The sequence below is a fragment of the Pseudomonas sp. SJZ074 genome (assembly GCF_007828215.1).
Taxonomy (GTDB): domain Bacteria; phylum Pseudomonadota; class Gammaproteobacteria; order Pseudomonadales; family Pseudomonadaceae; genus Aquipseudomonas.
On record NZ_VIUE01000056.1, the window covers coordinates 1 to 8,747 of the forward strand.

7 protein-coding genes and 1 pseudogene are annotated in these 8,747 nt (G+C 59.2%); 2 read left to right on the forward strand and 6 right to left on the reverse strand.

Going from position 1 to position 8,747, the window contains the following annotated elements; translation table 11 throughout:
* From FBX99_RS28605 to FBX99_RS28630, 6 genes and pseudogenes are all read right to left on the reverse strand, one after another.
* A pseudogene (locus FBX99_RS28605) lies at nucleotides 1-1,221 on the reverse strand (type IV secretion protein Rhs); the annotation flags it as partial.
* A 235-nt stretch (nucleotides 1,222-1,456) separates the two neighbouring features.
* On the reverse strand, nucleotides 1,457-2,962 hold the full coding sequence (locus FBX99_RS28610) for a Fic family protein (RefSeq protein WP_144931708.1): 1,506 nt from the start codon (nucleotides 2,960-2,962) through the stop codon (nucleotides 1,457-1,459).
* A gap of 127 nt (nucleotides 2,963-3,089) precedes the next feature.
* The gene (locus tag FBX99_RS28615) at nucleotides 3,090-3,461 is read right to left on the reverse strand and encodes a hypothetical protein (RefSeq protein WP_003179080.1); all 372 of its coding nucleotides are present in this window, start codon (nucleotides 3,459-3,461) and stop codon (nucleotides 3,090-3,092) included.
* Nucleotides 3,458-3,799, reverse strand: coding sequence for a helix-turn-helix domain-containing protein (locus FBX99_RS28620; RefSeq protein ID WP_144931706.1), 342 nt, complete (start codon nucleotides 3,797-3,799; stop codon nucleotides 3,458-3,460). The genes FBX99_RS28615 and FBX99_RS28620 overlap by 4 nt, the downstream gene beginning before the upstream one ends.
* Before the next feature lie 113 nt (nucleotides 3,800-3,912).
* Nucleotides 3,913-4,368, reverse strand: a complete 456-nt coding sequence (locus FBX99_RS28625) for a YkvA family protein (RefSeq protein ID WP_145133792.1) — start codon at nucleotides 4,366-4,368, stop codon at nucleotides 3,913-3,915.
* Between the two features lie 292 nt (nucleotides 4,369-4,660).
* Complete coding sequence (locus FBX99_RS28630; protein WP_003204577.1) at nucleotides 4,661-5,374, reverse strand: FKBP-type peptidyl-prolyl cis-trans isomerase; 714 nt, start codon at nucleotides 5,372-5,374, stop codon at nucleotides 4,661-4,663.
* A gap of 315 nt (nucleotides 5,375-5,689) precedes the next feature.
* Between FBX99_RS28630 and FBX99_RS28635 the strand changes: the two genes are divergently transcribed.
* Nucleotides 5,690-7,453, forward strand: a complete 1,764-nt coding sequence (locus FBX99_RS28635; protein ID WP_371923904.1) for a di-heme-cytochrome C peroxidase — start codon at nucleotides 5,690-5,692, stop codon at nucleotides 7,451-7,453.
* 31 nt (nucleotides 7,454-7,484) lie between these two features.
* Nucleotides 7,485-8,621, forward strand: a complete 1,137-nt coding sequence (locus FBX99_RS28640) for a catalase family protein (RefSeq protein ID WP_145133797.1) — start codon at nucleotides 7,485-7,487, stop codon at nucleotides 8,619-8,621.
* The last annotated feature ends 126 nt before the right edge of the window (nucleotides 8,622-8,747 follow it).

Consider the following 8,747-nt stretch of genomic DNA (forward strand, 5'->3'; position numbering starts at 1 on the left):
CACCGGGCAGCCGTCGGTGCGGGTCAGGGCCGCGCTGTCGGCGCTGTCGCCATTGGGGTTTTTCGGTTGGGCCGGGGCGTCGTCGTGGGGTTCGTATTTTTTCAGCGTGGTGTTGCGTTGCGCATCCCAGCGTAATTGCATCCGACCTTTTTTTACTCCGGCTGCGATGCCCCGCGCTGCCACGGTTTTATAGCGGTCGACGTAACCCATGAAGCCGTTGACGAGGGCGAATATCGCGCCAATGAAACGCTGTACGGCATTCATCAGGCTTGCACTGTGCTTGGCCAGCCGCATCGACAGGTAAGCGATACCGGCCCCCGCTCCGGCAAAGGTCAGGAGCAGGCCGATCAGCAGGTCGAGCAGCAACTGCACCACCACCGTCGACAAGGCTTCGGCTGTTTCGCCGGCGAGTTCGCTGGGCGGCAGCATCTCCAGCCAGAGGCTGGCGGTGCGCATCAGCAAGCACAGCGCCGCTTCGTCACTGGCCAGCAACTGCAGTTTCGCCATCACTTGCGGTGCTGTCTGCGCCAGCTTCACCAACTGCCCGGCACTTTCACCCAGCCGATCTGCAAACTCGCCAGGATCCTTGAGGATGTCCGAGAGCAGGCCGATGCTGTCCCACACCCCTTCGATTGCCGCCCAACTGCCGGCGAGCAAGCCGTTGCCCACGGCACTGGCCGAAGTGACGAGGGATTGCTGCGCCCATTGCGGCTTGAACCCCAGCCACTCGCCGCGCAGCCAGTCTGTCAGCTCCGTGGTCAGGCCATCGTAGGAAGAAAATAGCTGACTGATCTGCGCGGGCGATACCTCGCCCTGGACATGAACCCGATAGAACCTGCCCGCCTCCCCCCTGAAGGTTCCCACCCCCTGGGTATCCAGGGTGACCGGCGTGACCTCGCCACTGTCCACCGCCACGACATCCACCACGATGTCGCCCAGCGGAACGTCGTACACCGACTCCAGCTTGCTCTCGATCGTCATTACCCCGCCTTGGGGGCATTGGACGACGGCAGAGAGAAAATCATTGTCGCCGCTGCTGACGGCGGTGGTGCTGTCACCGAAGCGGATCAGCCGCTCCATGCCCATCAGCGAAGGCAGGTCGGCCGCCTGGCTGGCCTGGTCCGCCGCACGGCCATACCAGCGCTCCAGTTGCTCGCGATAGAGGGAAAGGGTGTCTTTGAAACTGTCGAGCTCCTGCTCGATACGGTGCACCTGATCCATCAAGGCATGACGCGATCAAGGGCCTGCAGGAAAAACCGGTCGAACATGGGCAAACGCCTCGCAGCACTCAGGAAGCGCGAGACTTTGCCGGGGATGGCTGAGGAAATAAGTCAGGGAAATATGCAGTGGGTGTAGGGCGATTCGCTAAATGCGAAAAACCATTACCGCTCTGGCGGAATAGGTCAAAAATGGAGGACGTCGGCTACTGCACAGAGCACGCACCAGTTACAGGACGCTACTGGTCAGCCCTTTCAACTCGTAGCTTCTCCTGCTCCCTAAGCAATGTCTGCGCGACCTGCTCAATGAAGTCAAACACTTCCTCTTGCACTGAATACTTGTACTGTTTGCGTCGATGCTTCGAGACCACGCCATTTTGCGCCAGACACATCATCGCCAGATTGGACAAGTCACTGCCTCGGACATCGTAACGCTCATCAACAGCCTTAACGATTCTGTCGTAGTTTTCGAGGAAAACGGTTTCTTCACGAAGCTCAACTTCAAGCGCTCGCTTAGCCATCTCCAGAGTGAATCGCACGCACGACGTGGCGTCCCAGAATCGATAAATCGCCGGGTGACCAGTGAAGTCAAATGACAGGTTACCCTGATCAATCCACCGGACATTCCAGAACTCTCGCGCAGGCCGTGAGAACTCCTGCAAGGTTTCCAGGTAGAGGCGCTCCTCACGCTTCATAGCCACTGATACCGGAAGCAGCAAACCATGTTCCAAAGCGCCAGCGCGGCACAATGTCTGATGGACAAGGAAGCGTGAGAGTCGGCCATTCCCATCCATGAAAGGGTGAAGGAAAACGAAACCAAACGAAATGATCCCAGCTGCGACCAACGGATCGATATGTGCCGTTGCCTCATTGCCCAGGGCCATAAGCTGCTCCATCAACTCTCGACACAGGTCTGGAGCGGGCGGCACATACGTTACGCCAGCGGCACCTTGCAGGCCGTTAGCCAAGTGATTCTGTTCATGGCGGAACGCAGCAGCCTTATCGTAGGGGTTGGAAATCGTCGCATTCTGGAGAGCCACCAGATAGTCCTCACTCAAAGGAATGCGTTCATGCGCCTGCCTGAGCAGTTGAATAAAACGTCTGGATTTATCCTCGCTCGGCGACTCCTTCTCGATGGCGAACGAGTCCTGGGTTTCGTGCAGATAAGCCCAGTTGATTGCCCGATCCATCATTCCCGATGGGAGCCCCCGAATGAACGCCTGCGCGCGCTCGAGGATATTATGCTGTAGCAACTCCATGACCTGCGGTGTCCGCTCAACAGTAGCGCAGTAGGCCAGTGTGCCTATGCCATTGAACTCGACTCGCCAGCGGGAGCTACGTTCGCCAGGCATCGTCAGGTACTGTTCTGGATCGAATAATGGAATGAAGCTTCCTTTCACCGGTGAGGATTGGGCCACCTCGTCGCCGGTGAATGCTTCGCGCAGGAAGCAGGCCTTGCGGATGTAGATCCCGTTCGGAGCATCTTTCAACTCCGCTTCAAAGGCGTCGAGCGAAATCTGAGGTAACGCCTGGGCTAGAATAGCTAGATTGATGCCCTCATGTTTCAAGGCAAAGAGTACATGCCCCAGCAGATCATCTGGTCCAGGGGCTATACCGGGCGGAACAGCAAGCGTATCGCCAATCCGTTCCAACCGGGTTACAGGCTGCACTCTGGCAGGCTGACGCAAAGGGAAGACTGACAGTTGCAGAGCATCCTGCAGCCAAGCATATCCAGCTGAATTCATGGCGCGCAAATCCTTTAGTTTTGATTTGGCCGCACATTTTTTTTTCACTCGGCCAATAAAATCTTCAGATTGACCGATTATCCAGAGTTTTTCTTAACTCGCCAGCTGCGGAATCCACCAAAGCATTTCAGGCCTCCGCCGACTCCGGATACTCATACTCGAACACCCGGACCACTTCCGAAGCATGCCAGGACGCGGCGGCCACGCCATCGGAGGGGCCGGAAAAGCGCCCCAGGCGTTCCACGCATTCGAAGAAACCGGTGCGTGGCAACCGGCTGGCGCCCTGGCTGATAACCAGGGAGCTGCGCAACGGCTGTTCGGCCCGGGCGTCCAGCGCCGCCAGATGTTCAAGGGCGGCGGTCAGGGTCTGCATGGCCGGACTGGGCAGCTGCAAACGCTCCAGCAAAGCACGATACGTCAACAAATGGCGCTGGCGGCGCGCCTGGTCCAACTCACCCAACAACCCATCCCAATGCTGCCGACTGATACGTACACTCACGATCCTTCCCTCCAACCCGGCACCGTCAATTCCCAGGCCAGACTACGCCGAATCGCAGCATCGGGCTGACGCTCGCCGCTTTCGATCATGGCCAGATAAGACGGGCTGATACCTACCGTGCGGGCCAACGCCTCGATGGCGATGCCCTTCCCTTCGCGCAAACTGCGTAATTGATCCAGGCCAGGAAGAATCTGGTCCGGTGCCGCCGCGTGCAGGGCCTTGGCCTCTTGCGGCGGTGCTTGATGGATGCCTGCGGCTTTCAACAACGACTGGTACTGGTCCCACGGCAAAACCGCGTACTCGGGCTCTCCGTCGCGTGTGATTATCTGAATATCCATCTCTACCCCGTAGGACGATGACACTTAGCGAGTCAGCCTTTTCCTTGGAAGTGTAATCCTAAATGGCGGCTAAGGTCGCGGGGTGATGGTCGCCCGAAGGGAAACGAACGGAATCAGGGCTTTTTCTGTTCCTGAAGCTGCAGTTGTTGAGGGGTATCGGGAAGTCTTTCGACCCGTGCGAGCTTGTCGGGGGACTGCGCATCACGCCAGGCGCGGAAGGCACTGAGCTCGTCATCAAGGGTTTTCATGATCCACGCCAGCACGGCGATATCGTCGATCATGCCAAACATCGGCAGCAGATCCGGTATCGCATCCAGGGGGCTGAGGAAATACATGAGCCCTGCCACCACCGATAACAGCGACTTGGCACTGACCGCACGGTATTCGCCACGCCAATAAGCCAGGCACAACGCCTGCAACAAACGCAGATCGTCCTTGAGTCTCCCCAGCCGTCCACCCTCCCGGGCCCCCTTGCGGGCGACGGCAAACAGGAGCGTTGGTAAACGGCCACGGGCCAGCAACCGCCCTGCCAAGGGCAGGAATCGTGCAAAATTCCACGGTGCCTTCATTTTTTCTTCCTACTGAAATGTTATCCACACAAATTGTGGATAACCTTGTGAACAGAGCTTCATTTCACCGCTGAAGCCCGCATTTCATAAGGGCCAAACTCAGATCGGGCGTTTTTTACTCACATAAAAAAACCCAATATTTCATTGACTTGACGGGCTGACTGGGTCTAGCAAGCACCCGTATTGCCTATGACTGCCGCCTGCGCTGTGCGTTCGGTTTTTTCGGATTTTCCGCAGCCCGGATGCAACAACGCCCCGCATAAGCGAGGCGTTGTCGTTATAGCAGACGCGATTACTTGGCTGCGTCTTCTTTTGCCGGATCCTTGATCGCCAGCAGTTCCAGGTCGAAGACCAGAACCGAGTTGGCAGGGATCGCAGGGCTCGGGCTCTGGGCACCGTAGGCCAGGTCGCTCGGGATGTACAGCTTGTACTTCTCGCCGACATGCATCAGTTGCAGGCCTTCGACCCAACCCGGGATCACGCCGCTGACCGGCAGGTCGATCGGGCTACCGCGTTCCACGGAGCTGTCGAACACCGTGCCATTGGTCAGCTTGCCGGTGTAGTGCACAGTCACGACGTCAGTCGGCTTGGGCTGCGGGCCGTCAGCTTTCTTGACCACTTCGTATTGCAAGCCCGAAGCGGTGGTGGTCACGCCAGCCTTCTTGCCGTTTTCCTCGAGGAATTTCTTGCCGGCGGCCGCCGACTCTTCACTCATCTTGGCCATGCGCTCTTCGGCACGCTTTTGCAGCGCGGCAAAGGCTTCGACCAACTCTTCGTCTTTCAGCTTCTGTTCTTTCTTGCCGACGGCATCTTCGATGCCTTGGGCGACCGCTTTGGAGTCCAGGTCGTCCATACCTTCCTGAGCCAGGCTTTTGCCCATGTTCAGGCCGATACCGTAGGAAGCTTTCTGCGCCGGGGTTTTCAGCTCAACGCTGGTCTGCGAGTCGCAACCTGCGAGTACCAGGCCAACCAGGGCAACCGCTGCCGCCAACCGATGCTGTTTCATGCTATTTCCTTGTTCATGCGCCTAAAGGGCAATCGAGTAAAGCCGCGAGCTTATCAGGCCGCCACGACCAATGGCTACCGGCATGTGAGCCGAAAACCGGGGATAAGTTCAGGTGCCACAAACGCTTTTTGATCGTGTGCAGATGAAGCATCTGTCATCTATTACGTACAGGGACCTATCGCCGCATCCTGCCGACCAACAAATAATGGCCACTTGCCGGCCGCGCAGCACTGAGGCATAAGGGCGTATCAAAAATACAAGGACGTGACCGTGCGCCTCCTCTCTCGCATTTTCCTGTTTCTTCTCGTGTTGGTAATGGTCGCCGTGGCCGTGGTGCTTTATTACGTCGCCAATCCCAGACTGCCGTTCTACACCCCCGTCGAACAGGTGCACTACCTGGACCAATGGAGCGCCGCCGAGCGCCAGACGTATTACTTCACACCCCAGGGGACGCAAGTCAAAGGCCTGCGCTACGAATGGTTCACGGCCCTCGAACTGCCATTCTCGCAGCAGCGCTTCGCGTCGCCCGAATACCTGGCGCGCTTCGGCTTTCTGGTCGATCCGGCGCAGAAAGCCTCCCAGGACAACCCCGGTAACCTGCCGGTGGGTTTTGCGCGACACCAGAACCCGGGCAGCACCGAACAATTCCTGGACATCACCTGCGCCGCCTGCCACACCGGCGAATTACGTTTCAAGGGCCAGGCAATACGGATCGACGGCGGTTCGGCGCAACATGTCCTGCCCTCCAGCGTGCCAACCTTGCGCGGTGGCAGCTTCGGACAGGCACTGGTCGCCAGCCTCGCCTCGACCTACTACAACCCCTGGAAATTCGAACGCTTCGCCCGTCAGGTCCTGGGCCAGGACTACGACGATGACCGTCACGACGCCTTGCGCAAGGCCTTCAAGGACTCCCTGGATACGTTCCTGCGGGTTGCCTGGAATGATACCCATCGCGGTCTTTACCCCACCGAAGAAGGGCCTGGCCGCACAGACGCGTTTGGTCGCATCGCCAATGCCAGCTTCGGCGATGCCATTTCGGCGAAGAATTACCGGGTCGCCGACGCCCCGGTGGATTATCCGCAGTTGTGGGATATCTGGACCTTCGACTGGGTGCAATGGAACGGCTCGGCCCAACAGCCGATGGCCCGCAATGTTGGTGAAGCACTGGGTGTCGGCGCTACGCTGAATTTCTTCGATGCCCAGGGCAAGCCGTTGCAGGGCGATGCGCGCTACCCCTCCAGCGTACGCGTGCGCGATCTGCATACGATCGAAGAAACCCTGCAACTGCTCAAGCCCCCGGCGTGGCCGGAAGCACTGCTGGGCCCGATCGATAAACCCCTGGCCGCCAAAGGTCGGGCACTGTTCGCGGAAAACTGCGCCGGCTGCCACGTGCCAAAAGTAGTCCAGGGACCCGACAGACCGGTCCAGCAACTGCACATGTTGCCGGTGAACGTGATCGGCACCGACCCGGGCACGGCCAATAACATTGCCGACCACCGCTTCGACTTGACCGACCTGCAATGGGAGCCGGCCGAACTGGCGAAGCTGGATGTGCAACTGCACCCCGTTACGACGCAGCCGCTGGACCTGAGCCAGGTTTCGGTCGCCAAGGGCCTGGCCTACGTCACGGCGTTCGTCGAGAGCCGCGCCTACCGCGACGCCGGCGTCACCCCGGTCGAGCGGCCGGCCATGGATGGCTTCGGCCTGCCCATCGGTGTACGCGAACTGCGCGCCTACAAGGCCCGGCCACTGGCCGGCGTCTGGGCCACGCCACCGTTCCTGCATAACGGCTCGGTGCCGACGATCTATCAGTTGCTGTCCCCTCAGGATGAACGGGCGACCACCTTCTATAAGGGCAGCTTCGAGTACGATCCCCGGCACCTGGGTTACCGCACCGAAGCCTTCACCAACGGTTTTCTCTTCGACACCCGGATCACCGGCAACCATAACAGCGGTCATGAATTCCGCGCTGGCGAACGGGGCAACGGGGTGATCGGTCGCCTGCTGCAGCCGCAGGAGCGCTGGGCATTGCTGGAGTACCTCAAGGTGCTGGGCGGGCCGTTGGAGTCGCAACTGTGATGACGAACTTCTCAGGTAAAAGGATTGCCCCATGCTGATTACGCTCTGGCTGCGCCTCGGCGCCTTTCTGGGCAAGACCCTCCTCTGGCTGCTGGGCATCGGTTTGCTCGGCTGGGCGCTCGCCACGGCCTGGTTCGCCTGGCAATACAACGGCCCGGTGTCGGACAAGGAACAGATACCGTCCGGCGAAGCCGCCATGACCCAGGAGATCATCCAGACCGCCATCCGCATCGTCGATCAGCATCGCGAAGGCACGCGCTATCTGCGCGACGCCCACGCCAAGGCTCATGGCTGCGTGATGGCTGAAGTCCAGGTGCCGAGCGACCTGCCCGCCCCCCTGCGTCAGGGCGTGTTTGCCGAGCCGGGCAAGGTCTGGCAAGCGACGATGCGCCTGTCCAACGGCAACGCGTACCCACAGTTCGATAGCCTGCGGGATGCGCGAGGGATGGCCATCAAACTGCTGAACGTACCGGGCAAGGCATTGCTGGCGGATAGACAGTCACAGGGCGAACAGGATTTCGTGATGTTCAATCACCCAAATTTCTTCGTCAGTGATGTCGCCGAGTACCGTCAGAATGTGGCCGCCCAGGCCGACGGCAAAAAAGTGATGGCGTTCTTTCCTGGGCTGGACCCGCGCAGCTGGCAGATCCGCCATCTGTTCATCGCCCTGGCGACGCTGTCACCGCCTCCCGTCAGTCCGACCCAGACTACGTACTTTTCAGTATCGCCCTACAAGTTCGGCGAGGCCAACGCCAAGTTTCGTGTAGCACCAGACCCGGACAGTTGCCCAAGCTATACCCTGCCGCCACAAAACCAGGCACTGCCGAATTTCCTGCGCAGTGCGTTGCATCAGCAGTTATCCACAGACCGCGTGCCGGCGTGTTTTGTCCTGCAGATCCAACGCCAGGACCCAGGCAAATACATGCCGATCGAGGACACCAGCATTGAATGGCGAGAAAGTGACGCGCCGTTCGAGACGGTGGCGCGAATCAAGGTACCGCCCCAGGACTTCGACACCCCCAAGCTGAACCTGGCCTGCGACAACCAGTCGTTCAACCCCTGGTTCGGCATCGAGGCGCATCGCCCTATTGGCGGCATCAACCGCTTGCGTAAAGCAGTGTATGAGGCAGTCAGCGATTACCGTCACAGCCGGAATGCCGAGCAGTAGATAAAAGGCAGGCAACAAAAAGCCCGCTCAATGAGCGTAATGCTGTTCACTTAAGCATTTGAGTCCAAGCCGGGCTTTCTAGAAAATCCGATACCAGTCCTCTGGTATCGGATTTTTTATGCCCAT

What these genes read in the sequence shown, in the direction of transcription:
- FBX99_RS28610 (WP_144931708.1), bottom strand. Translation starts at nt 2,962, where the DNA reads ATGAATTCAGCTGGATATGCTTGGCTGCAGGATGCTCTGCAACTGTCA.
- FBX99_RS28620 (WP_144931706.1), bottom strand. Translation starts at nt 3,799, where the DNA reads ATGGATATTCAGATAATCACACGCGACGGAGAGCCCGAGTACGCGGTT.
- FBX99_RS28630 (WP_003204577.1), bottom strand. Translation starts at nt 5,374, where the DNA reads ATGAAACAGCATCGGTTGGCGGCAGCGGTTGCCCTGGTTGGCCTGGTA.
- FBX99_RS28640 (WP_145133797.1), top strand. Translation starts at nt 7,485, where the DNA reads ATGCTGATTACGCTCTGGCTGCGCCTCGGCGCCTTTCTGGGCAAGACC.
- FBX99_RS28635 (WP_371923904.1), top strand. Translation starts at nt 5,690, where the DNA reads ATGGTCGCCGTGGCCGTGGTGCTTTATTACGTCGCCAATCCCAGACTG.
- FBX99_RS28625 (WP_145133792.1), bottom strand. Translation starts at nt 4,368, where the DNA reads ATGAAGGCACCGTGGAATTTTGCACGATTCCTGCCCTTGGCAGGGCGG.